Origin of the sequence: Candidatus Lokiarchaeum ossiferum, from assembly GCA_025839675.1 — an archaeon.
In the GTDB taxonomy this organism is placed as follows: domain Archaea; phylum Asgardarchaeota; class Lokiarchaeia; order Sigyniarchaeales; family Promethearchaeaceae; genus Lokiarchaeum; species Lokiarchaeum ossiferum.
Genome location: CP104013.1, coordinates 1,519,230 through 1,543,537, shown reverse-complemented (window position 1 = coordinate 1,543,537; position 24,308 = coordinate 1,519,230). Strand labels below are relative to the sequence as shown.

At 32.4% G+C, this 24,308-nt stretch carries 21 protein-coding genes; 13 read left to right on the top strand and 8 right to left on the bottom strand.

Translation table 11 applies throughout. From position 1 onward, the window contains the following. Nucleotides 1–229 precede the first annotated feature (229 nt). The 3 genes from NEF87_RS06190 to NEF87_RS06180 form a co-directional block, all read right to left on the bottom strand. A complete protein-coding gene (locus tag NEF87_RS06190; protein ID WP_457919104.1) occupies nt 230–490 on the bottom strand; it encodes a hypothetical protein in 261 nt (86 codons plus the stop codon). 152 nt (nt 491–642) lie between these two features. Then, nucleotides 643–1,770, bottom strand: a complete 1,128-nt coding sequence (locus NEF87_RS06185) for a radical SAM protein (RefSeq protein WP_457919103.1) — start codon at nt 1,768–1,770, stop codon at nt 643–645. Nucleotides 1,771–2,071: 301 nt separating this feature from the next. Further along, nucleotides 2,072–2,905, bottom strand: coding sequence for an alpha/beta fold hydrolase (locus NEF87_RS06180; protein ID WP_457919102.1), 834 nt, complete (start codon nt 2,903–2,905; stop codon nt 2,072–2,074). A gap of 326 nt (nt 2,906–3,231) precedes the next feature. Between NEF87_RS06180 and NEF87_RS06175 the strand changes: the two genes are divergently transcribed. Beyond that, the gene (locus NEF87_RS06175) at nt 3,232–4,032 is read left to right on the top strand and encodes a sugar phosphate nucleotidyltransferase (RefSeq protein WP_457919101.1); all 801 of its coding nucleotides are present in this window, start codon (nt 3,232–3,234) and stop codon (nt 4,030–4,032) included. Between the two features lie 60 nt (nt 4,033–4,092). Here the strand turns inward: NEF87_RS06175 and NEF87_RS06170 are convergent, their stop codons facing one another. Together NEF87_RS06170 and NEF87_RS06165 are read right to left on the bottom strand one after the other, a co-directional pair. Then, nucleotides 4,093–6,015 (bottom strand): tetratricopeptide repeat protein, encoded by a 1,923-nt coding sequence (locus tag NEF87_RS06170; protein WP_457919100.1) that lies wholly within the window; start codon nt 6,013–6,015, stop codon nt 4,093–4,095. Between the two features lie 572 nt (nt 6,016–6,587). Beyond that, nucleotides 6,588–8,657 carry an SBBP repeat-containing protein gene (locus NEF87_RS06165; protein ID WP_457919099.1) on the bottom strand — a complete coding sequence of 690 codons (2,070 nt, stop codon included), beginning with the start codon at nt 8,655–8,657 and terminating at the stop codon, nt 6,588–6,590. Nucleotides 8,658–8,867: 210 nt separating this feature from the next. Between NEF87_RS06165 and NEF87_RS06160 the strand changes: the two genes are divergently transcribed. Next, nucleotides 8,868–10,037, top strand: coding sequence for a hypothetical protein (locus NEF87_RS06160; RefSeq protein ID WP_457919098.1), 1,170 nt, complete (start codon nt 8,868–8,870; stop codon nt 10,035–10,037). A gap of 48 nt (nt 10,038–10,085) precedes the next feature. Continuing rightward, the gene (locus NEF87_RS06155) at nt 10,086–10,568 is read left to right on the top strand and encodes an N-acetyltransferase family protein (RefSeq protein ID WP_457919097.1); all 483 of its coding nucleotides are present in this window, start codon (nt 10,086–10,088) and stop codon (nt 10,566–10,568) included. Here the strand turns inward: NEF87_RS06155 and NEF87_RS06150 are convergent. Then, the gene (locus tag NEF87_RS06150; RefSeq protein ID WP_457919096.1) at nt 10,565–11,455 is read right to left on the bottom strand and encodes a hypothetical protein; all 891 of its coding nucleotides are present in this window, start codon (nt 11,453–11,455) and stop codon (nt 10,565–10,567) included. The two genes, NEF87_RS06155 and NEF87_RS06150, sit on opposite strands and share 4 nt — an antisense overlap. A gap of 107 nt (nt 11,456–11,562) precedes the next feature. Between NEF87_RS06150 and NEF87_RS06145 the strand changes: the two genes are divergently transcribed. Then, nucleotides 11,563–12,201 (top strand): HAD family hydrolase, encoded by a 639-nt coding sequence (locus tag NEF87_RS06145; protein WP_457919095.1) that lies wholly within the window; start codon nt 11,563–11,565, stop codon nt 12,199–12,201. On the opposite strand, the gene NEF87_RS06140 is transcribed toward NEF87_RS06145, so the two are convergent. Next, a complete protein-coding gene (locus tag NEF87_RS06140) occupies nt 12,198–13,133 on the bottom strand; it encodes a DMT family transporter (RefSeq protein WP_457919094.1) in 936 nt (311 codons plus the stop codon). The two genes, NEF87_RS06145 and NEF87_RS06140, sit on opposite strands and share 4 nt — an antisense overlap. 85 nt (nt 13,134–13,218) lie before the next feature. Here NEF87_RS06140 and NEF87_RS06135 point away from each other — a divergent pair, with 85 nt between their 5' ends. Next, nucleotides 13,219–13,785: an NUDIX domain-containing protein gene (locus NEF87_RS06135; RefSeq protein WP_457919093.1), complete on the top strand. Its 567-nt coding sequence runs from the start codon at nt 13,219–13,221 to the stop codon at nt 13,783–13,785. A gap of 34 nt (nt 13,786–13,819) precedes the next feature. Here NEF87_RS06135 and NEF87_RS06130 read toward each other — a convergent pair whose 3' ends face one another. Beyond that, on the bottom strand, nt 13,820–14,248 hold the full coding sequence (locus NEF87_RS06130; protein WP_457919092.1) for a hypothetical protein: 429 nt from the start codon (nt 14,246–14,248) through the stop codon (nt 13,820–13,822). Nucleotides 14,249–14,477: 229 nt separating this feature from the next. On the opposite strand from NEF87_RS06130, the gene NEF87_RS06125 reads away from it, so the two are divergent. From NEF87_RS06125 to NEF87_RS06090, 8 genes are all read left to right on the top strand, one after another. Further along, complete coding sequence (locus NEF87_RS06125) at nt 14,478–14,903, top strand: FKBP-type peptidyl-prolyl cis-trans isomerase (RefSeq protein ID WP_457919091.1); 426 nt, start codon at nt 14,478–14,480, stop codon at nt 14,901–14,903. A 777-nt stretch (nt 14,904–15,680) separates the two neighbouring features. Next, a complete protein-coding gene (locus NEF87_RS06120; protein WP_457919090.1) occupies nt 15,681–17,438 on the top strand; it encodes a hypothetical protein in 1,758 nt (585 codons plus the stop codon). Between the two features lie 28 nt (nt 17,439–17,466). Further along, nucleotides 17,467–17,736 carry a hypothetical protein gene (locus NEF87_RS06115; protein WP_457919089.1) on the top strand — a complete coding sequence of 90 codons (270 nt, stop codon included), beginning with the start codon at nt 17,467–17,469 and terminating at the stop codon, nt 17,734–17,736. Nucleotides 17,737–17,821: 85 nt separating this feature from the next. After that, nucleotides 17,822–18,157: a hypothetical protein gene (locus tag NEF87_RS06110; RefSeq protein ID WP_457919088.1), complete on the top strand. Its 336-nt coding sequence runs from the start codon at nt 17,822–17,824 to the stop codon at nt 18,155–18,157. 14 nt (nt 18,158–18,171) lie between these two features. Further along, nucleotides 18,172–18,846 (top strand): TlpA family protein disulfide reductase, encoded by a 675-nt coding sequence (locus NEF87_RS06105; RefSeq protein ID WP_457919087.1) that lies wholly within the window; start codon nt 18,172–18,174, stop codon nt 18,844–18,846. 56 nt (nt 18,847–18,902) lie between these two features. Continuing rightward, nucleotides 18,903–19,679 (top strand): cytochrome c biogenesis CcdA family protein, encoded by a 777-nt coding sequence (locus NEF87_RS06100; RefSeq protein ID WP_457919086.1) that lies wholly within the window; start codon nt 18,903–18,905, stop codon nt 19,677–19,679. A gap of 78 nt (nt 19,680–19,757) precedes the next feature. Beyond that, nucleotides 19,758–21,287, top strand: a complete 1,530-nt coding sequence (locus NEF87_RS06095; protein WP_457919085.1) for a metallophosphoesterase — start codon at nt 19,758–19,760, stop codon at nt 21,285–21,287. A 58-nt stretch (nt 21,288–21,345) separates the two neighbouring features. Then, the gene (locus NEF87_RS06090; RefSeq protein WP_457919084.1) at nt 21,346–24,240 is read left to right on the top strand and encodes an alpha-mannosidase; all 2,895 of its coding nucleotides are present in this window, start codon (nt 21,346–21,348) and stop codon (nt 24,238–24,240) included. Nucleotides 24,241–24,308 lie beyond the last annotated feature (68 nt).

The following is a 24,308-nucleotide window of genomic DNA, read 5'->3' as shown; positions in this document are numbered from 1 at the left end:
ATCTTTTTGGTTCCCTTAATTCAATTCAAACTGCACTTTGAGTAAATAGCAAAAAATACATGAAAGGAAAATTTCTTAAACTTTTCTTAAATTAACTTTTTTCTAATCAAATCACATGTTTTCTGCTCCCTTGTATTCACCAACTAAAAAAGAAACTGTAATCATGCAATCGTAAGACATTTATTTAAGTCATTGACTATCCAAATACATGAATTTCTATCCAACCGGATTAATCGGGAGTGAAACCAAATATCTGTGGTATGAAGTAAATGAAAACTGAAATTAAGATAACAATGGACATTACCCCCATTAAACCATTTCCAAAAGCTTTTTTCTTGGCTTTCTTTATTAAAATGAACCCAATTGGATAACATACAATAAGATAGAAGAAGAAAACTATGAATATAAGCAAAAAAAATCCTCCAAATATGAGCATATTACTCACTGCAATTACTACAACGATAAGATATATTCCAAGAAATCCCAGCAACCCTTTTAGAAAATCTTTATCCCGTAAAACTGAGGTTATTTTTTTGTCAATTGAATATCTTCCATGGTTTTGGGCTCATGATTTTAGAAAAAGAATTGATGTATAAGTTTTTATTTCAATAAATGAGGATTAGTTAGAAAAAAAGAAAATTTTTACTCCAATAAAGATCGAACCCAATCCTGTTGTTCCCATAATGCGCAACCTCCTTGAGTTTCTAGTAATTGGGAATGGTTATCGCGAATTTCTTTTAGAAATTTGGAACGAAGGGCTTCCTGCAAAGAGTGATCTTTCAAGTTAATATCTGAATATGGAGCAAATGGGCAGGGTTCAATTCTACCCTCGGGACTGATGTGAAGAAATCCCCGCCCTGCCGATAAGCATCCTCCTAACTTTTCTTCATCTCCCGGGAAGGCCACAAATAGCTTAGAGTATTTTTTTTTGTAGCTTGCTGAAATATTTGTTATTTGTTGAGCTTGTTCGATCGAGAGCATCAAATTTTCGGTACCTTCTTGAATCGGGACGTAATCGACATAGAAAAATAACCTGCTGCCATAACCGATTATGGATTCCACAAATTCGGGACTCATGACAACATCATAGTTTTTGGAAGTAACCGTAATCGATGTCCCAAAAAATATGTGATTTTTGTCCATCGTTTCCATCACTTCTTGTGCTTTCTTAAAAACACCAGTTCCGCGTCGAAGATCGGTTTCTTCATAGCGTCCTTCAATACTAATGACAGGGACAACATTTTTTTGTGTTTTCAATTTCAAGATGATTGTATCGTCAATTAATAATCCATTTGTAAAAATAGGAAAGATGATTTCCGGATGTTGTTTGGTGATGTCTAAAAGTTCTTTCCGCATGAAAGGTTCACCTCCGGCAATTAAAATAACCGAAATTCCCAAGGTTTTAGCTTCCTGAATAATTTCTTGCAGTCTTTGGGAGGAGAGTTCTTCTTCTTTATCACGATGTTGAGCGTGAGAATAGCACCCTTTACACCGGAGGTTGCACGATCCTGTGACACTAAATATTAGAAATGCTGGTACATTTAACTCTTGTTTTTTCCACCTTTTTCGCATTTTGAGGGCTTTTTTCTGGTGGAAAATGGTTCGCAAAAGGAAAAGGCCAAATTTTGGGGAATTGAATGAAAATCGGAAAGCATCTGTAAATGTTTTGATTAATTCTTTGTTAATTAGGCGCGTATATCCGTTTTCGATCGCCAAGGCTATTTGTTCTGACTGTGGAATTGTGGAGGTTTTCAATATGATATCTACCATTGTGGTTTATAATTTTTTAATAGTGCTAATAATATGTTTTTTCAATGTGAAATAAAAGTCTGGGAGTCCAAAAATTGACAATAAAGGCGATCATTTTGATATTAGTGCTCTTTTTTTCATCATATCTTTTTTTCTAGCTTCATCATAGTACATTGAAAAAACGAGAAATAAATGACAATTGATGCTTATCAGTCTTGATTGGGATCCAGTTTGGCTAATAAATAACAATTATGTGAATGCTGAAATTCTCTTGAATTACAACTTTCCTAGTAGAAGAATTAAAACCTTTTTATGATATTTACTACATCATTTTCGATTCAAGAAGGGATAGTGTTTGTTTCCAAAAATCCCGGGGATTTTCTAAGTATAATCCATGACCTGCTTTCGGAATGTAGATTAACGGTTGATTATTATTTTGGAGAAGCAATTCAGAAGAATATGTCCCTTTATTATTTTCCCCAAATATAAAATAAATAGGAAATGATGCAATTTTCAGTAAGCGCGGCAACAAATCCTCGCGTCTAGATGTACGGGCTAAATCAACACAAGTTGCCCAAAGGGCAAATGCTCCTATTGTTCGGAATGCTTCTAAGGTCTCTATTGAGTCTGGATCTGAAGGGGGGGCTATGTCTTGAATGAAAGATTCAAAGTTTTCCTCAAAAGCTTCCTGGGAATAATCTGCGACTATACCCGAAAAGGTTGCATTTCCACGATCCAAGTTTCCTTCTAAATAGAATAAGCCAAGTACTTCACAATCTATCTTAAATTGTGTTGAAGGATTTAAAATATTTTCCAGTAAAGAAATTGCTATGGGACCTCCCATGGAATGTGCAAATATGATCATTTGCTTTACATCGAGAGTCTCTAGTAATTGGCGAAGAATAGATGCCTGAAATTCCATTGTATAATATTCCTGGTGTGGAGGTTTATCGGATTTCCCATGTCCTAATAAATCATAGGTTATCCAAGAATATCGTTGCAAGTCAAAACGCTGGTATTGATCTGGAAACCATTCTTTGTTTCCTGTTAATCCATGTATGAAAAGAATAGTTAAATCATTGTTGGGGTTCTTCTGATAATAATATTCGATTTTACCCGCATGAGTTTGAAAAGTTTTAGGGTGAATATTCTCCATTGGGATCTCTCACGTTTTTCTATCACATTAATACACAAACGTTATTATAAGTGATTCGACAAGTTGGAGATCAGTAGTTCATTTTTTTTCCTTTTGACATTTAACCGCCTTAAACTGTCGGGATCAAAGTTTCCATGTTTAAACAACCTGATTTTTTAGAAAAACCTTATTATTTCCCTCATGTTATTTCCCTTAGGATCTAAAATCATCCCAACTGAGTGATGTTGGATTAATATGGTCTTCATGTCTTAATATTGTCATTTAGATAAGATCATGATTATTTCTAATTTAAACCGTAAAGGAAATCGCTATTTATGGAGAAAGAAATGCAAAAATTACCTGCAGTAATACTTGCTGCAGGACAAGGTAAACGACTGCGCCCCTATACTGATAAGATCCCAAAGGTATTAGTCATGATTCACGGCAAACCCCTTCTTGATTATGTTCTTTCTGGATTGATTCAAGTTGGAATACGCGATTTCTTCATTGTTACAGGGTATAAGGCAACTCTGGTTGAAAATTGGATCCAACATGATTTCTTATCTGCAGCTTATGTAATTTTTGGAAATAAAATTAACCCAATAACTGATCCCTTAACATTCCACTTTATTCGTCAAAAAGAAATCAATGGAACGGGAGGAGCTACACTCTTAGTTGAAAAATCTCTTAAAGATCTTGGTTTTTCTTCTTTTTTACTGACTTATGGAGATCTTTTAGTCAGTAAAAGTGTTTTTTTAAGGTTATATCACACTTATCAGCAAGATCATAATCCGTTCTACCTCGTAGGCAATCCCACGGAAGATCCTTCTGCAGGAGCCGCGATTTATTATGAAGGAGATACAATACTAAATTTCATTGAAAAACCAAATTCGAAGGCTCCGAAAACAGATTTAAATAATTCTGGAATTTATATCTTCGATCAAATCATATTTGGCTTGCTAAAAGAGTCTAAACCTACAATTCGGGGAGAAATAGAACTTACTGAGCCAATAATTCGAATAATTAAAGAGAAATACTTCACGGTGAAATTGATAAAAATGCATGAAAATGAACTTTGGTGTGATGTGGGAACGATTGAATCTTTGGATAAAATGAAAAAGAACGTTTTTTGGCTTTCTCAATTATAAGTTTGAATGAAAGGAGTTTAAAGTTAAAATTTTTGTGGAAAAAAAGAGACATTACCTAGCTTATGTCGAAGTTGTGATAAATCTCTGTAGCCATTGACTAAAAAATTGTTCTCTAGCCATGTAAATTTGTTTATTTTCCGAAGAAGCTTTGGATAACTTCGAAATAAATATTTGTTTTTCATTCAATTTTGTTATCAAGCTATCCATTTTCCTAGATGCAATAAAGCTCGATCCTTTAAACACATAACAAATAATTACTTCTTTGAATTCTCGAAAAATTAAATTAAACTCTTCATATTTTGCCAGATCAATAGAATCGAATAAGAATTGTTGTAATTTTGTATTTAAATTCAATTTGAAAATATCGAAGGCGAGGGAATTTTCTTTCCATTCCGGATTAAATTCTTTCGTTAATAAAATATTACCCTTCTTATTTAAGAATATTAGAGCATAGGGATCTTCTTTATTGAGATCGTTGATCTGTGTATTCTTCGGGGCAAAAAATGATTCCAATTGCAATTTAATTTGATTAATTTGTGATTTTTTATAATGTTCAATTTCAACATGTGAATTCCATTTCCAAAAGGCTGAATTTAGTAAGAATCGATCATATTCTAAGCAGATTTCATGTTCTAGGCGATTCAAGCCATAAGTGTGGGCTTTATTTTTTGCTTCTAGAAATAATTTCTGTGAATCAGCAAAATTTAAATTAATCATTGATAAACGCGCTTTTATCAAATAGGACTGAATGAGTAACGAATGTGAATGACTTTCTAAACAGTTGTTTATTATAAATTCAAGATTTTCATTCAAATCGTTCATTATCGACAAATCGTTGGTTCTTTCCATTTGCTTAATCTGAATCCTGCAAAGATGTATCACTGCCATCATCGATATGTCGTGGTATCGAATTTTATCTTGAACAATTTCTTTCAAATATGTCTCCGCTTGCTCTAAATGTACTTTATCATTTTTTTGAATTAAAATGAGTGAATTCGCTAGTAAGAATCGTTGATGGATGATTGCATTCTCCGATTGTTTTTCAATTTCTTTGATTTGGGTTAAATATGCTTCGGCTTTGGTAATATAATTTAGTTCTAATGAAACTGCAATTAGGGGAATAAGTGTCTCAGTTATATGAAAATTATCTTTTATTTTACTGCATAGATCCAAACTTTGTTTTAGGTAAGCTAAAGCCATCTGGAATTCTCCCTTATGCCAATAAACTTCCCCGATATTATGGGAAGCAACTCTGATACCATCAATATAACTTTCGATTATATCTGTATCGAGTGATTTTTTCATATAATATAAGGCCTCATCTAATTTTCCTAATTGAATCAATATTGCCCCAATATTATTTCCGGTTTTGGACAAGCCACGTGTAGAACCAATTTGGTCATATTTTTGATACGCAGTTTTCAAATATTTTAAAGCAGAAGTTAAATCTCCTGTGGCATTGTACAATACACCAACATTATTATAGGCGTGAGCAAGATCTAACGGGTTTTGAATTTCTTCTTGCAATTCCAAATTTAATTTGAAATAATACAATGCATTTTTTAATTCTCCATGATGCCAATTATATCCACCACGTAAAAGAATTAACATTGCCATCAATTCATTACTTTCAGGATCACGGTCATTTCTGTAAGAAATTAGATTTAATTCTGCCATTTTTATGGTAATAAGGCAATTGGTCATATCTCCAGTGGAGAATAAAACTTTTGCTCGTTCAATTAATATTTGTGCTCGTAATTTAGGATTGGATGCGGTGGTTGGAAGATTTAATAAATTTTCTGCGAGAATTAATGCTTCAGAATATTTTTCCAATTTTTCAAGAAATTTTATTTTCTTAACTTGAATTCTCGTCTGAATTGTTTGAGATACTGAAGAATCCAATTCTAACTTCTTGATTAATTCAATTCCTTCTCGAAAATTGCTCTTTTGAAACAACTTGTCTAAAATTTCATTATAATCCACTTGTTTTTCCGCACCCGATATCTTTGCATTCTAATAGAATGTTCTGTTTATTCATAAAAGAGAATCAATAATATTAAAAACTTTGCTTTTAATCAATTCATACTTTTCTGATTAAAGTTTGTATTTGAGGTAAATTCGCTGAATACGTTCGAAATACTGCTTATTTTTTTGATATTGTTCTTTATAATTTGAGCGGTTCTGTATTTTAGCAATTAGGATTGAAGTTTAGAAATGCATTTTTTGGGAAAAAAATTTCTATATTTAAATTTCTTACGAATATTGTATCAAAAGATATTTTTCTTTGTATTCTGATCTAATTATCATGGGTATAGAATATATAAATTCGCAAATTGAAACGATTTTAAAAAATTCTTTATTGAAATTTGAAAATAATAAAATTACTCATCCTGATGCTCAAATTCCTGAAATAGAATATCAAATTTACAACCAATTTTTGAATTCTCGTTATTTAAACATGAGTTCTCATAGAAAACCACATACAAAGAATTATGATTTCAAAGTAAATCAAGTTCATTTCTAAAAAGGGAAAAAAAGGTAACAAAATGTTTCAATTACTTACTTTTACTTATCATTAAAAACACAATTGCCACAATTCCAAGAGAAATTATAAGTATCATTGATGGTCCAGGAATTGAATTTTGAGTTGTGAAAGAACTTTCATAGGGCATATAGTATTTGGTCATAAAGATATCACAATTTCCCCCATAACAGTCTTGGGTTGCATCGATCACCGGAAAATTAGTTGAGAATGTGAAACCAACAATTATTTGGCTATAATCTAAAGTACTAACTGTCGCAATTGCAATATCGTCTTGGGCACCTCCAATTGTTGTTGAATAAAGCATCTCCTTTCCTGATTTTGATAGTTTTACGATAAATGCTTCCGTTTTCCCCGTAAGATTCGCCAAAGATTCTATTGTAATTGGAAAATCAGAGGACTTTGTGCTTCCTACAACCACAATATTATCATCTTTATCAACACTTATCGCATGTCCTTGATCGATATTATTTCCTCCTAGGAATGTTGAAAATATTTTTCGCATTCCGGTGGAACTTATTTTTGTCACGAAGATATCATAGGACCCCGCAATTTCGTCTTGAAAGGCTTTCTTGGTTGGAAAATTCGTCGAGTAGGTATATCCTGTAACTATTATATTATCTTGACTGTCGATTGTCAAATCTGTGGCTCGTTCAACATTGGATCCTCCTAAATAGGTAAGGAAGCTGAGATCCCCTTTCTTACTGAATTTTGCTAAGAAAGCATCGGATCCTCCTCCTGCCTGTCTTTGGAATACTGCTCCCTTTGCAAGATCGGAACCGGTTAATTCTCCTGTGGCATATAGGTTGCCATGAGAATCAAATCCTAACCCACGACATGAATCTCCTCCTGCTTGTCCAATATAGGTTGATAAAAGAATTTCTTGTCCAGAGCTATCAAATTTTGTTACATAGATATCATGATATCCTGCTTTTTCTTCTTGTATTGGATTCATCATTGGAAAATCCGTGGAATCGGTCAACCCTGCCACTGCAATCTCTCCATTGGAACTCACTGCTAATGCATAACACCACTCACTGTCTGTGCCTCCCAAGTAGGATGAATGAAATAGTGTTTGTCCATCACTGCTTAATTTAGCGAAAAATATGTCATTTTCTGCTTCTGACCCGCCCTTTAATTCTGTTTGATAAGCATTCTTGAGAGGAAAATCAGGTGATGTCGTTGTCCCGCCGAATATAATATTATCTTCAGAATCAAGTGCTAATCCCGTACCCCATTCATCGCCGGAACCTCCAAAGAAGGTTGAGAAGATTATCTTCCCTCCTGGCGAGTATTTGGTAATTGTGACATCGATACCCCTAGATTTGTTTTCTTGAAATGCATTTTTTACCGGAAAATCGGCGGACGCACTTCTCCCTAAAACAATGATGTTTCCTTGAGAATCGAGTTCAGTATCTCCCAAATATTTTAACCTTGAAGAAACACCTTGTTCATCTCCTGTACCCCCTAAATATGTTGAAAAGTCAACAACCTCAGGAACGTAATTTTCAACTGTATCTTTGATAAGATCGCATGTTTCTTGTCGATAATATTTGCTACGAACAGAAGTAATCACATTGTTGTCACGAATTGGAGGGCAGTAAGATTTGAAGGTGGCGCCCGCGGCGATTAAGATATCCTTATCTGCATCATTACCTGTAACTGTGCGCCCCCTAATAACATTTGCTCGTGCAAGTAATAGTACTGCACGACACCATGCAGAAACGATTATTCCACTGTAAACGGCATCTTGGATCTTATCTAAAAATGATTCGCTCTTATTTAGATTTTCATGGTCTTTACCTGGCAGGATTGAAATACAATCATAATCCAGAAAATTTACCGTTCTGAGGGTTTTATTGACTGTAAACTCTTTAAAACTCACATAACTGCAACCGATAATTGTTTTTTTTGTGGCTGTGGTGGTAACTTCCCATCCATAGTTCTCAAAGATTTCAATAATATATTTACAATTACCTCCATAATTTTCATCCATGATAAATAGAATTTTGTATGGAGCTTCCGATGATGAATCTGTAGCTTCCACATTTCTCAGCGAAATGGATTCTAACAATGGTGTCATATTGATTGCAAGAAATATGAACAGGGAACATTTTAAAAATGTTCTTTTAAAATTGTGAAATTCAACTTTGTTTTTTGTTTTCTGTTTCATAATTAATCAACTCTACTACGAAAAAAGGTCATGAAAATATGATTTCGCATATTTTCATTTTTTCGAAAACAGAATAATTTAAAATATTTAAACTTATTTCATTAAGTAGGGAAAAAGTTCATGAATAATGGAATCACAACTAGAAATAATTTTAACCAAAACTATAATAATCAGATGACAAGAATGATTGATCCAATCTTAGATGGCCCTCTAAAAGAATATGAGCAGCGTCTCTTAAGTTTTTTCGTAAACATTGCACGAATTTCAAGTTTAGATCATACTACCACGGAAATTTTTGGTTATATGCAAATTTACGATGCACTTACTCAAGAATCATTAAGAGATTTAACACAAACCACATTTGTTGAAAATACAAAAAATCAAAAGAAAAACCAGAAAGCATTTTCTACCAGCACAATTTCCACCACCTTGCGAAGTCTGATCCAAGGGAATATTCTTACTCGTGGTCATATACCAAGCACTCATAAATTTTGCTATAAGTTAAAATCTGATGTTATAAATTTCGTGTATCAAGATTTCTCTTTAATTGTGCGTGATTTGGAAGTGTTGGATGAGTTTCTCATAAATTTACAGAACCAAATATCTGAATTTTCTTTACAATATCCGCAAAAATCGCAGTTTTTGTCTCAACGAATTAATGGGGTTCGCAATTATATTGAAGTTCAACGAAGAACAATTTCTGAAGAGAAAAAATATGACTTCTTCTCCGAAAATATCCGATCTTTGAAAAAAGAAAAGGAAATAATCGAATTTCCTCCAGAATTAGTTGCACTTGAAAAAATATTCATATCTTACAATGTTGAAAATAATATTTTCTTTAGCAATGACACTGTTTTAAATCATACTTTTAATTATCTCCAAACCAGACATACAGTAACTCAAAATTTGATTGAACAACAATGTTCTTTATCTCTGAGTACGATTTCTCGAAAATTAAGTCAATTATTGGAACAGAATATCATTCAAAGTTATCCTAAAGTCTACCAAAAATCTCGAATTTATTTCTTAGAATCGATCTCGGTTGCGATGCTTGAAGCAGTCATTGCTTCTGACAACTATATTTATTCTTGGGTCGATAAATTCCAAGAATCTCTTACTGAATTAATCAAAAATAAAGTAAAACTACAAAAATTGACCGGATATAAGCATCTTGTTCAAAAATACTCTCAGATATTAAAAACCATTGATGGATTTCGATCCGAAACTGCAAAACTTAAAAAGAATTTGGCCGATCTAACAAAATTTCTAAAACAAGAATCAACCGAGTAGATGCTATCAGAAGAAACTTTTTTTTCCTTCTAATTTAATCTAATACTTATGAAATCCTTTCTTATTCGCCGAGCCCAAGAAACAGATATTGATTCTATTGTTAATTTATGGGAAGAACTTACTCGTTTTCATTCACAACTTGATTCTATTTTTACCCCTTGTAAAGAGGCCACTGAAAACTACCGTACTTTTGCACATTCTTTTTTTTCAGAAACTGACAGTGCTTTTATATTTGTTGCAGAAGAAATTAATTCAAAAAGAATAGTTGGATATATTTCGGGGAAAACAACATTATATCCTCCTGTATATCAAATCAAAAAAAAAGGGTCTATATTTGATACGGTTGTGTTGAATGAATTTCGTCGACATCATATAGGACAACAGTTATTTAAAAAAGCGCTTGATTGGCTTAAGGATAAGGAAATTTCTCGGATTGAACTTTCCGTAGCGGAAAAAAATGAAGTATCCCAATCATTTTGGAAATCTTTGGGTTTTAAACCCCATATGCACACATTATTCTATGATCGTTAATCGATTTTTGATAATTCTTTTGATATCCATGTTTTTATGTGATTAGGTAGCGCAATATTCTCTAAAATGTCACGGTTTTCATACCGAATTGTGATCATATCCTCAAAATCTTTGGGCTTATCTTTTCGGGAATTTTGTGTGTGAAGATGCAGAGGATAATTGTAATTTTTTGGAAGTTTTAGTAAGGAATTCTTTGTGTATCGGTTTAAAATTAATCCCGATAAGATTGCCTGGTGGAAAAAAATGCGATTGGCGGGTTTAACTTTACATAGTTCAAGATATTCCTTATTTTGGTGCCATTGTTGATATTTTTCCCACCAGATTTGAAATAAACCTTCTTTTGGGCGTGTTATAATAGATCCAGCATTGAAATAGGGGCGAATGATATCTAAATCAACATGAGTTTCCATTGGAAAAAAGCGTTCCGTAGGTACTTCACACAATCTAAAAATTAGATTCCAGTAGTCATCGATTGGGGATCCAAAAAGGCTTCCTATGTTGATGTGGTGAACAGGTCGATATCCAATTTTTATGCCTTCAGGTAAAAGAAAATGAGTGGGTTCTTTGAAGATCAAAGTATCAGGGCCTAACCAGACTAAATTTTCTGTTTCGTTATAGACTTTCTTTTCAATAATTCCAGCAGCTTTGACAAAATCAGCAAAAAAATCATTATGAAAATCCTTTGAAAGTTGGAAAGATATAAGAGAGACATTTAATGTCTTGAGAATTTGTTGATGTTCATGTGAAATTTTAGTGTGCTCATCATTGTAGGCAATAATAATCGGACATTCATTTAACTTGCCTGCAAAAGATCGAATACTTGCAGCAAGTAAAATGGTGCGAAAATCAATTTTTGTGCTTCTAAAGGCGTATATTAATTTGTACATAGATGTATTCTCCCAATTTTTTTTTTATTCATCAAAAAACAAATTTTCATAATTTCGAAAATAATATAATCGAATCTATTTAAATATTTAGGCTTCCTAGCTATTTTGTGGATCAAAAATCTAGTACTCTCAATTTGCCTTATGATGCTATCGTCTTTGATTTGGGAAATGTTCTTATAAATTACACTTTCACTCGAACATTTGAAAAATGGGCTGATTTAACCGAATATTCCTTTGATTTTTTTCAAAAGAATTATAAATTTGATTCAGTACTTTATGATTTTGAAATAGGGAAACTCTCTTCCATGGATTATTTTACCTATCTCACAGAGGTTTTAGGGATAGAATGGGATTTCTCCATATTTAAATTAGGCTGGAATAATATCCATCTTGGAATTCCTAATGGTATTCTTCCAATTTTAGAACAATTAGAATCAAAATATCCTCTTTATATTCTTTCAAATACAAATGCTTTGCATGCTTCCCACTGGAAAATTCATTTCACACAAATAACTCGATTTTTTAAACAAATCTTTTGTTCTCATGAAATGAAGTGTCACAAACCAGAATCTAAAATTTATTCAAAATTATTAAACCAGATTAATTGTGAACCCGCTAGAACTCTCTTCTTTGATGATGTCCCAAACAATGTAATTGGTGCTCAAAATATCGGTATTGATGCTTATATCGTTAAGAATCCATCCGAAATTTACCAAATTTTAATAAAAAAATCCATTCTATCCTAATCTAAAATCATTTGCTCTTTGAGTTGTTCTTTATTTGAAAAATCTTTGGGATAATTGATGATAAGTATTCCCCCAGAAATTAAAACTAAACCAATCCAAAGGGTCCATGTAATTTCTTGGTTCAAAATGATTATTGATAGGAGTGTTCCAAAGACGGGAACTAAGTTGATAAAAACTCCCGAACGAACTGCGCCGATTTTATTAATAACATAAAAATATAAGAAAAAGCCCACTACCGTTGTAAATACTCCTAAAATTAAAATATTCCACCAAAAACTTGCTGGGACATTTACCAGTTGGGACCATCTATTTTCAATTAAAGCTGCTCCCCCAAACATAAGCATACCTGTAAAAGAACTCCAAGTGGTGGTTTCTAATGAAGAATATTTTTGCATAATTTTTTTGCCATAAAGAGTATACCCGCACCAGAATAAAAAGGCAATAAAAACAATAAAATTACCAATTAGGTGATTTTTATTGAACTCAATGAAGGATTGAATTCCAATAATTGTTAAAACTCCCAAGAAACTTAATAATATCCCAAAATACTTCCATTTTGGATATAATTTCTCACCAAAAATAAGAAAGGATGCGATAGCGATTAAGCTTGGTTGTATTCCTGCGATTGCTGCTCCTTGCGATGATGTAGTAAATTGCATAGCAGTTAAGAATAAAAAACCATATCCAAAAATACCTAATAATCCAAGAATTGTAAAATCTCTAACAGATTTCCAGGTATATGTCTTGATAATTTTAAAGTTAGTACAAAATAAAATGATAATGTATAGTAAGCTGGCAATTAAGAAGCGGAATAATCCAACCTGAAATGGAGTTGCTTGTCCTACCATGATTTGTGCAAGCGGCCAACTCAAACCCCAGAAAAACATTGCGATCACTAATAAACCGTAGTATTTAAAATCCGCTTTCTTCATCTCGTTCAACTACCAAAAACTTTCATTGAATTAAAACATAACATTTCCTAGGTACATTTTTAAGAACACAAAAAAACTATTAGTCATGAAAGTACAAAGCACGAAGAATTTGTATGCTACCAAATGGTTGGAATTAAAGCAAGTTACTTATCTTGATAAAACGGGAAATAAACAAGAATGGGATTATGTTTCACGAAATCAAAATAGACAAATTGTGTCCGTAGTTTGCCGTTCACGAAGATATAATAAATTTTTATTTATTTCACAGCCTCGAGCATCTATTAATCAGATAGAAATTAGTTTTCCGGCTGGGTTGGTAGATAAGGGTGAAACTCCTCAACAAGCAGCTCTTCGAGAATTGAAAGAAGAAACTGGCTATGATGGCCAAATTGTTTCAATTAGTCCCCTGTGTACTAAAAGTGCTGGATTATCTGATGAAAGAACCTATATTGTGGAATGCATTGTGGATGAAAAAGCTGTTGGTAACTCTGAAATGGAAATCACCGAAGATATCCAATATTTCTGGAAAACCCCCAATCAATTTCAAAATTTTGTGGAAACCCTTGATCTAAGAAAGTTTTCTATCTCCTCAAACGTATTCAATTTCATTTTAGGCCATCAATACTCAAAAAAACGAGGAAATCGTGGGTGATTGCAATATTATGTTCAGAAGATATTCTTCTTTTTTAATAATTCAAGACTCCCGTGTGCATAATCAGTTTCCATTCTTTCTCTAGTTTTGTGTAAACCTTACATACGCGACCTTTCCAATTTTGTTCTTCCTTGTTTTCTTTGTTTCTCCATAATGTATCAATATCAACTACAGCAAAGGCTCCATCTTCCTCGTCTGAGAGTTCTATTTTTTTAATACTTCTCTTATTGTGAACTAAATCGTGTGTATCAAATAATTGTTGCCAATTTTCGCTCCATCGCTTGTAGTTAAATCTCCCCCATTCTATTGTCCAGTTAATCGGATCGTGGGAGTCGGGTGTTTTTGGCCAAGGCCATACCATATCGGGATGAAAAATGGTCATGAGCAATTGAACATCTTTGGTGTCCCAAGCACGAGTTTCTCGATTTACAATCTCATATATTTGAATTTCTTTGTCAGACATTTATGTTAAACCTTATTTTTTTGATTTTGGAATCATTATTTTTCAAAATATGTTCTTAGTGGATGTTTTGAAAAGATTAATTGTAATTAATTCTCCGAAAGAACAAGAAAATATTTCATAATTATCACCTATCTTTTATAAAAATTTCTTGAGAAGAAATTTTCCCAAAGCCCTTAACGAGAAAAAAACTTGAATTAATCAAGAATAAATTTTTTGAAATGTGAAAAATATGGCAATTGAAGAAGGTTCGAAAATCTGCCTTGAATATACGGGTACGCTTGATGATGGGGTAGTTTTTGATAGTACTGAAGGGAAATCTCCCATGAAATTTGAAATGAAACCTGGAAGTTTGATCAAAGGGTTTTATGATGCATTAATAGGCATGAATTCTGGCGATGAGAAAACTTTCCGTTTAGAACCTAAGGATGCTTATGGAGAAAGGGATGATCGTTTATTGGATGAAATACCTCGTGATAAATTTCCTAAAGATCCGGTTCCAGAACCAGGAATGATGTTTTATGGGGAAACTGAGAAGGGTCAGAGAATTCCAACATTGGTTGTTAAGGTTACAGATGAAATCGTGACCATTGATATGAATCACCCAATGGCTGGAAAAGCTCTAAATTTCAAAATTAAAGTGGTTTCCGTGGATTGAAATTCATTTTCTGTAATTTTATCTACCTTTTTTTTTCTCTATCTTTATATTTGTTTTTAGAGTGTTATTCACTTAATCCAAATTAATTATGATTTTGGTTCTATATCAAACTTTGAATGTAGCACTTGAAAATATTTATATGGATTTAATTTATACATATATCACCTAATTTGGAATTTGCTAAATTAATTGAAGATAAGATGAAAAACTATGGATAACGATTTGAAAACACCAAATTCTTTGATAAGGAAACTTTGCATTTCCTTTATTATATGTGCAACAATTTGCCTTTATTTTCTCTATTTCTTTAAATTGAACCACTTGGAACATTTTAGATCCAACGGCTTTATAATATCCATATTTTCGTATATATGGATTTCTCTTGCGTTATTTTTTATAAGCGAAAAAGAGTTTCTAAAAAAAAAAATAATCACGTATTTCCTCAACACTAAGCATATTTTCTCTAGTATCTCCGTAATAATCTTAATATATTGTAATTTATTTACGAGCTTCATAATAAGTAGAGATATCGCAAATTTCTCACATTGGATTTATTCTAGTATGTTTTTAATTTCTTTTTTCATGTTAGAATTCGGAACTTTTTGTCATTATTTCAATATTAAAGAGAAGTTGGTTTTTTCAAAATTAACTAGAATGTTCCTTTTTTGGTTTTTGGTAATATTATTTTCTGCAATTGGAATTATTCAATTATATATCACATCAATATATAAATTTATATTCCTTGTATTCGAAAGTATCATTTGTAGTTTTTTATTTTTGAAATATCGTCCAAAATCTAATAATGATTTAAAAGATGGATTAACTAAGAATGAAGTAGTGAATGATTTATTAAATAAATCTTGCCTGAATATTCCAGATTCTTATGGACTCTTCAATTTCCTTGCTCTTCGCGAATCTCTTAAAATGAACTCCAAATTAATAATTCGTACTATTTTCTTGGTCGGAATTTTTGTCTTCGCTTATATAAACGCAATTGATTTTAGCTTTGAATTAAGAGGGTATGGGGCATTTTTCTCTCTAATTTTCCTCACATTAACTCAATTGATTTATATTTTAAATAGAAATGATATTTTAAATGAAAAGGAGACACTAAATTTTTTTTATCTTTTCATAGTTTTTTGTAACATAATCGCTTGGTTTTTTGGAATCGATGTTATGGGAACTTTCTCGCATAGGATGGATGATTATATATTTAGTTTCTTGATTGGAATATTCATTTTCCATATTCTTTTTAAAATGGAGAGCACTTTATCTATACCGGGAATTCTCATTGAAAGTAATTCGTTGGTGAAGTCTTTCATATGTGGTATCAAAGAAAGTTTTAAGGATTTGAAAGAGAAACTTGGCAATAGGATTTCCATCATTATTCTCTTTCCATCATTATTTATTCTGATGGTAATAGTAGTTGGATTAATAATTCCTTCAATTCTTTTCCTATTGGTGAGTGTATTTATTATAGTTGGTATGATCTTTTTGAAGATAATAGGTTTTAATTGGAAATTGGAAAATGATGTTAGGAATATAATCAAACATTATATTCAAACAGCAGTTTATTCTTTTTTCTTGACTTTCTATTTATATTTTGAAGTTATAATCTATAGATCCTACCTATTGTCCTCTATTCGATTTACGGTGGTACTTATATTTATTCTTCTTGCTTTTAATGTAAAATCTAAATTAAAAATTGATATAAGATTATTAATTTTAATGATTCCATTGATATCTTTTGGATTTATGGGAATTTTTTATTGGTTAACTTATAATTATTCTAATTTTGACTATACTCTCTTCTTTTTTGCTATGATTATCTCATTGGTTTTAATAAAATTTGTTTTGAGTTTAGAAAAGCCTGTTATATTGCAGAGCAATAGTCAAAAATTGATTTTTTTTAATTCAACAAAGTTTTTAATTAAGATTGTTGGTAGAATATTGTTTTTTGGGGTTATTGTTAATATCAACTTCATTCAATTCGTAGTGGAGTCATATTTGTATGATCTTACGGGAAATAATATTTTCAATTTTATAGCCCTATGGATCTTGTGGGAACTTGGCTATTATTATTACATATGCAAATTCTATCAACTTAAGTTTAAAAAAAAAAAACTAGATGATAGAATATTCATTGTGTGTTTTATTTTATCCCTTTTTTCCCTTTTAACAAATATAAGCGTCTTAGAAACTATAGATTTTATTTCCTCTATCAATAATTGGGATCTGATGATAATTCCCGCAATTATTAATTTTATTACTATATTGCTTCTTGAATTAAGAAGAGCTCGATTTTTCCTCATAAATCAAGACAAGAAAGCTTCAAAAAATGAGTATTTCTGCTCATATTGCAAAAAACCTATTTACTCTGTGAGAGCTAGTGTAGATTCAGAATCTAATGTAATAATTTGTAACTTTTGTGGTAAAGAGATTCAAATTGAAGAATTTAGGGATTTTAACGAGGAGGAATTACGTAAAGAACATGAAAAAATACTTAATGATATCCAATCATCAAAAAATGTTTAGTTTCAGTTTTGATAAGGTAATGATTAGAATGGCTGACAATAATGAAGAAAAAATCGAATTTGCACGGAAGCTTTTAAAAGTTGGCATGTCCTATCGAGATATTCAGCTAAATCTTAAACTGAAATTTGGAAGTGCTTTATCAAATACAACAATAAAAAAAATTGTGATTGTGAATGAAGAGAATGAAAACTGGAAAGCAAAATTCGAAAAATCTCAAGAAGAATTGGCTGTATATAAAAATTTATATTTTGAGATGTTAAAAGTATTGAAATCTAAACTAAATAAGGACGATTCCTAAATTATTAAAAAAAAAAAACCAATTAATTTAGTAGGGTATATTATTTGCATAACCTTTTTTAACATTCATTTGCTAAATACTATTAATGACAGATCTTCCTTTAATACCTAATGTACAATTTGATACTCGTGCACTGGAATATATTGAAAAAAAAAAGATTTCTAATGTTTTAATTGATGTCGAGTATCTGGAAGAGCCTTGTACCCAAATTTTTAGCCCTATTGTCAAAGATCAAGCTCATTTCATTTCTGAAGACAAGGGTTACCGCAATCAACAAGGATTGTTGGTCGAATTTTCCGATCAATATCTCAATCATTTTGATTTTTCACAAGATATCATTATTTCAACGGAAGGTTTGCTGAAAAAACACCTCTCCGTAAAAAATATTGATCCTATCATCAAGAATGTATGTAAGATTTAATGTGAGTGAATATCATGGCAAAAAGTAAATATCAAATCAAAGCAAAAACTGAAATTAAGCAAAAGCAGTCTGGAAAAAAACATACTTACTATGACGAAGAACTTTCAAAGAAAAAAAATAATTCTCCTTTTGTATTTTTCATTGGTTTCATTGTTATTATCGGTTTAGGGATTGTTGGAGTCGGAAAGTTATTAGATTCACAAAACAATGATGAACTCGTGAATAGTATTACCTATACTTACACAGGAGATTCAACCGAAGTGTCATCTTCTCCCTCTGGATATAAAACCCCGCTTTCCTTATCAACAATTGATGGAAGTGTTATTGAGTTGGCAGATAATGCTGGGAAGGTTGTTGTTCTATACTTTCATTACATTTCTTGCTATTATTGCGAAGAAAATGGGCAGAATCTTAAAACTGTGATGGCAGAATATTCAAGTGATGAAGTTCTAATAGTTGCTATCGATGTTCAGATTTCAGAAAGCGTTGCTGATATACAGAAATGGGCATCTGAAAATGAATACACATGGTCAAATGTTCGAGACACTGATTATTCATTGGCGTCAAAATACAGTGTATCTGGGACTCCCTCAATGGTTTTTTTGGGGAAAGATGGATCATACAGTCAGAAATTAGTTGGGCTAAATTCTGCTGCTAATATGAGATCGGCAATTGATAAATTATTGTAAAAGAATTAAAGACAAGTCTTTTTTTTCTATTTCAAACTTCATGGTGAAAATAAAAAGTGGTTGAAATATCTATCCTTACTTTCGCGTTATCTGCGGGATTAATTTCCTTTATTAGTCCGTGTAATGCTGCTCTATTACCTACATTCATATCCTATATTGGTTCCTCTGCAAAAAATACTAAACAAAGTATCATTATGAGCCTCATCTTTGCAATCGGATATTCTACAACTTTTGCTATCATAGGGATTTTGCTGAGCACATTCAGTTCTTTGATCACTCAAATGAAATACATCAATCTTATATCCGGATCTTTAATGGTTTTTCTTTCCCTATATCTTTTGTTTAATAAACAATTTATGAGTAAGAAATTTTCTAAACTGCATTCTTCAGACAATAATGATTCGAGGAGTGTGGAAGATCGCCTTACTCCTAAAACATCAGTTGAAAATTCCGAAACAGAATTAAAAAAAACTCAAGAGCGACCCTCAATAATTGAAAGATACTCTGGCTATGGTGGGGCGTTCTTACTTGGATTGAGTTTGGGTTCTGCCTTTATTCCGTGTGTTACTCCAATGTATGCTTCAATCCTGACCCTTTCAATACAATATGAGACTTCAGTACAAATGTATCTCATGTTGCTGTATGCTATAGGGTTAACTTTACCTTATATCATAATTGGTCCATTGATGGGGAAGTTTACTTCTAAAATGATTGTCAAACTTATAAAATATGGCTCTAAAATTCAAAAAATATTCTCATTAATTCTTTTATGGATCGGAATTGAGATAATTTTGACTGGATTTGGATTTACCGGAATTCTGACAATCATCTAATTTTTTTATATATCATTTTTAAAATCAAAAGCAAACGATTTATAGAGATCGCCAAATAAAAGGTATTTATAGATTTACATGGCCAAGCAAATACATATTTGTCATCACTGCAAGCACGCATTTTATTATTCTGAAAAAGAGGCGGCGAGCAAATTGTGTCGAAATTGTTTAAAAGAAGGGTTAGTTGTTGCAGATCGGATGATTGTGGTGTGTCCTACATGTTTAAGACAGTATGATAGTCATTTGATTGAAAAACGAAGTGATAAACCTCTTGATAACGCTCCCGATTTACAGCTCGGAATGCTTATCTGCCCGAAAGATCAAACTCCATTAGAAACTCATGGAATCAAGGAAGACATTGGGAGGATTACAGATGAGATATTCGAAAAATTTGCAAAGTACAAACTTATTCAACAACAGGAAGAAGCAGAATATATCAAGAAATTAACTGCTTTAAGGCAAGAAATCAGTTCCGATATTTCAACCCATCCAATTACTGATGCTCAAGAATCTCTAGAAACTGTAGAACCTATTGTCTCACCTCTTTTGCCGATTATTTCAGGTTTTAAAGAAATTCATATTTCTGATGAAAAAATTCCTTTTGCAAACAAATTTTGGGATTTTTATCAAAATTCAGATTTACAAGTTGATTCTGATGTATATGTTGGTGATGAAAAGGCTCCAGAAATGATTCGTGGTTTATTAGAAGAGTTTAGTGATCTGTATCTTGGCAATGAATTTCTTGATTTATCAATTCCTCTTGTAGAATCAATAAATCAAGGAAAAGTTTATTATGTGGGAGATACCCATGGTTCAATTATAGATACCCATAAGTGTATTCAATTCTTTTTAACACAGATTCAGAAGGCTCAAGAGACTAATGAAGAAATATTAATCGTTTTTGATGGAGACTATGTAGATCGGAGTCCATATGATATCCATAACATTCTCTATATTTTTTCCTTTGCCCTCAAATTCCCCCAATATGTTCGAGTTTTACGTGGGAATCATGAAGATGTTACCATTTCAATGAATTATGGGTTTTGGGAAAATATTAATAAATATCTCCCTAATTCTTACCTCTTTAACGATTTTGGATATGTTTTTATGAAGCTTCCACTTGTCCATGTAGTTCGACATGATGCTAAACAAATTATGTGTGTTCATGGTGGAATTCCTTTTTACGATCGTGAATTTGAAGAATTACCCATTATCCCCAATATCACAGCGGGATTGGATCGACTTGATTCTAAGTATTCAAATATGGATGAGATGGATATTCTTTCACAACAAATTTTATGGAGTGACCCTGCGGCAGAATTACCCCCTGGGATGTATTTCCTGCCGAGTCCCAGAGGTGCGGGATTTACTTTTGGTGAAGAAATTTTCAATCGATTTTGTGAAATTAATAAGGTTGATCGGGTGGTGCGTGGTCATGAAGTCTATCTTGATGGTCATCGTGAATACTTTCAAGATCGTCTTTTTAGTATTTTTTCTTGTTCTCAATATGGCACTCAAGAAATAACCGCGAAAATATTGGAAATCGATTTTTCCAAGCCTTGGACTTCTAATTGGCAGTTATTAACCATATTGACCGATTTAAATTGATCAATAAATTGATTGAGAACCTTTTTTTTTCCCCAAACATGTTTTTACTTATTTGATTATGATGCAAACAGAAGAATTTCAAAAACTGGGAAAAAAGGGAAAATATAGTGGGTCTGAAAGACTTGATCCAAATCAATTTGAAGAACCTGATATAGATAATGCTGCTACTCGAAAAATTTGGTTGGAAGATTCTATCAATAGTCCAGAGTATCAACAAGAAGTTAGAACAAATTTGCTTCGATGGAAAAAAGTGATTGGAGAAACTTCAGATCCAGGGAAACTCCATTGGCATATGGTCGGTCAATCCCATATTGATATGGCTTGGTTGTGGCGGTATGCCCAAACTCGGAAAAAAGCAATAAAGACATTTGAAAAAGCTATTTTCCATGCTGATTGGTTTCCGAATAACTTCAAATTTGCTACTTCTTCGCCGCAAATGTTAGATTGGGTTAAAGAAGATAATCCCTCCTTATTTGCTAAAATTAAAGATTATCATAAAAAAGGTTATTTTGAACTTGTAGGTGGGTCTTGGGTCGAACCAGATTGTATGATGCCAGGAGAAGAATCGATGATTCGACAAAGACTTTATGGAATGCGGTTTTACCGGGATGAATTTGGTGTTTTACCTGAAACTGAATGGTTTTTAGATTCTTTTGGTTATAATATCGGCCTTCCTCAGATCTTAACCAAAAGTGGTGCCAAATCCTTTTGGACAACAAAAATTACTTGGAATCAACAGACGAAATTTCCCTTTGTTAATTTTCTCTGGAAATCGCCCGATGGATCTGAATTACTAACAACAAATTTTGGTCAAAATACCGAAATTCTTGAAAATTGGAATGATTATCGCTATGGCTATCATCTTCTAAAAGAAACTGGACGAAAAAATTGGAATTATGGCATTGATTATACAAATTTTAAAGATCACGTTGATTTAAACCAAATTATTCCTGATGTGGGGTATTTCTTTGGTTTGGGGGATGGAGGCCATGGGCCGAGTCATCAAAACATGGTTGAAGCAATCAATTTTGAAAAAGTTGGAAAAGATGAAGAGATGCATTTTCATTGGTCTTCTGTTTCGGAAATTTTTTCCAATTTAACCAAATATAAAGATAAATTGCCTATTTGGGAAGATGAATTATATTTAGAGACTCATCGTGGAACTTTCTCGGTTCATGGGGAAGTAAAGCGTCATAATCGACGATTGGAATCTTTAATGCGTTCCACAGAAACCTTAGCAACAATACTCTCAATATCTAATCCAGCTTTTGAATTTCCTTATGAAATTTTGGAAAAGACTTGGAAATTAATTTTGCTCAATCAATTTCATGATGTTTTACCCGGCAGTTCAATTGTTGAAGTTTATGATGATGTTGTGGATTTGTGGAATATGTGTGATTCCAATATTGCCTTGATTCTGAATCGTTGCATGGAGGAAATTCATTCGGATAAATATCCCATTGGAATATTCAATCCATTATCTTGGAAAAGAAATGCTCGAATTTTCATTCCCATTTCAGAAGTGGATCCTAATATAACATTAGATGCAAATGGAAAACCTCCGCAAGCAAAATTCTATTACTTAACTGATCTTGGTGAAGAGTGTTCCCTTTGTCAACCCGTTGCTGCAGAATTTAAAGATGGGATGATGAATAATTCGGAAGGATGGTGGATGATTTTGGAAATTTCAGGTTATGAACTTATCAAAGGGAGAATTGCTTTTGAAGATTTTGAATCTCCTTCACTATTCGTCACATCGGAGGGTATTCCTCGTATGACTAATGGGATCACGAGTCTCAGTTTGGATCCAAAATCAGGCGCTATAACAGAAATTAAATCCGTGAATGTGAATGATGGAGAAAATCTTGTTTATGGTAACAAAAGTTTTTTAATTGAAGGCTATAAAGATCGGGGTTATGATGGTTATCCAGCATGGAATCTTTCGAAAAAATATTGGACCAAACCGAAAATGTATTCACAAACTCAAGAACTAAAAATTGAAGTAATGGATGAAGGACCAATTTTTAGTACTCTCAAAATCTCTAAAATGCTTGGTGAATCACCAATATCACAAATTTTAAGATTGTTTAAGGATGATCCCGTTGTTTATTGCTTCTGGACTGCAGATTGGAAAGAAATTAAAACTATGTTAAAAATAACTTTGGATACCGAAACGCAAGCAAAAGAAGTCACAGTTGATGAAATGTATTGTGCACTTCGCCAGAGTACTCTGCCTGATACTCTTGCAGATAAAGCCAGATTTGAAAAAACAATGCATCAGTATGCTGATTTGAGTACAACCGATAATCGATGGGGTATTGCATTACTTAATGAAGGGAAATATGCTTTTGATGTGAGTGCTGGTAGAATTCGACTAACCTTACATAGGGCCGTCCGGTATCCGAATCCTGCTGCCGAATCTTGGGTTTTAAAAGAGCGCGCTGCTCGAAAGAAATTGGATGGATCAAAACCTCCAGTATATTCTGGGATTGGACCTATAAGTGCTCGATTTGCATATTATCCTCACTCTGGAGGGTGTCTAACTAAATCCAATAAGAAAACTAATCCCGAAATTAAAAAAGTCGCAGAAGAATATAATTTTCCTCCTTTAGTTAAAAAAATTTGTGGGGATCATGATATTTCTCTCCAACTGAATGATTTTGAATTTCTTGTTCAAGATAATGTTCATTTAACTGCAATCAAGCGTAACGAATGGGAAAAGCGAAGATCGATAATTGTTCGATTTGCAGAAGTCACAGGCTATTCAACCCATGCTACGGTATTTTTACCTGGTCAATTGCACGATAAAATTCTTGAAGTTAAGGAATGCGATTTGTTAGAAAGACATATATCAAAGCAAACAGTGATTATGGATAAAATGGAAAATATTCTAAAGTTTACGATTGGTCCATTTGAAGTGAAAACCTTTGAACTGATTTTAACCGATAAATAAATAATATTTATTAAATTCATTTTTTCCCTATTTTTCTCTTCAAATTCATATAATCTCCGAAGATAGAT